Raw genomic sequence first — 1041 nt, 5'->3', positions numbered from 1 at the left:
GAGGACTTTGTCAGCAGTCTGGGCTGGCACTTGTTGCCAGCCTTTTTTACGCCATTGAAACAGCACCTTAAAACCACCACGAAACCCTGAGCTTTTCTATATTAAAAAAAATCAATCAACACGCATTTTGCACTAGACACCCGTATAGAAATACAGTACTAAAGTGATTGTAAGTTGTCTGGTATTAGACCTTACAAATCCGTAGGCAGCACCAAGATGGCGCGCTACGGGATTGGCAAGAAGCCGATTTATATTAATCCAAGTAGGAGTAAAGACCATGGGTCTTGGTGTTGTTTCCAACTATGCCGCAAACGTTGCTCACCGTAACCTTGTTGCGTCTGACGCGTCGGCTACGAATTCCCTTTCGAAACTGTCGTCTGGTAAACGCGTGATGAATGCGCGTGACGATGCTGCCTCTATGGCCATCGGCGCACGTTTGAACGCGGAAGTCGGTGCACTGAAAGTTGCCACCACCAACGCCAGCCAGGCAGGTGCTCTGCTGCAGGTCATGGACGGTGGTATGAACACCATCAATGACATCCTCGTTCGCATGAAACAGCTTGCAGTGCAGGCGGGTTCAGAAAACTTGGGAGCCACTGAGCGTGGTTATATCAACAACGAAGCAACGGCCCTCGGAAACGAGATCAACCGTATTGCCGCCGACACCGAGTTCAACGGTGTTAACGTCCTCAACTCTGCAACCGCCCTTGCCTTCAAAATTGGTAGCGGTGCCACTGCAGCCGAGGATGACCTCTCCTTCACGACTTCTGACAACACTCTCGCGACTCTCACGGGCGGTGGTGCCACTGCAATGGGAACAAAGGCTGCTGCAGATATCGCAAGCGCCTCGATTGACACTGCAATCAACACCCTGCAGACCAACCGTGCAGCCGTCGGTGTGAACCAGAACCGCCTGGAGTTCGCGGCACAGAACCTGCGCACCATTTCTGAGAACAGCGAAAACGCCCGGTCAGTGCTTATCGACCTTGACGTCGCCTCTGAAATGGCGTCCTTCTCTTCAAAACAGGTCCTGATGCAGTC

At 52.1% G+C, this 1041-nt stretch carries 1 protein-coding gene; it reads left to right on the top strand.

The window, feature by feature from the left end; genetic code table 11:
• Positions 1–277: 277 nt before the first annotated feature.
• The coding region (locus SMB34_RS18525) for a flagellin (protein ID WP_037992297.1) at positions 278–1041 on the top strand (764 nt) is incomplete at its 3' end.

Source organism: Thalassospira permensis NBRC 106175 (assembly GCF_000714555.1).
Lineage (GTDB): Bacteria > Pseudomonadota > Alphaproteobacteria > Rhodospirillales > Thalassospiraceae > Thalassospira > Thalassospira xiamenensis.
This window is presented reverse-complemented; position numbering and strand designations above follow the sequence as displayed.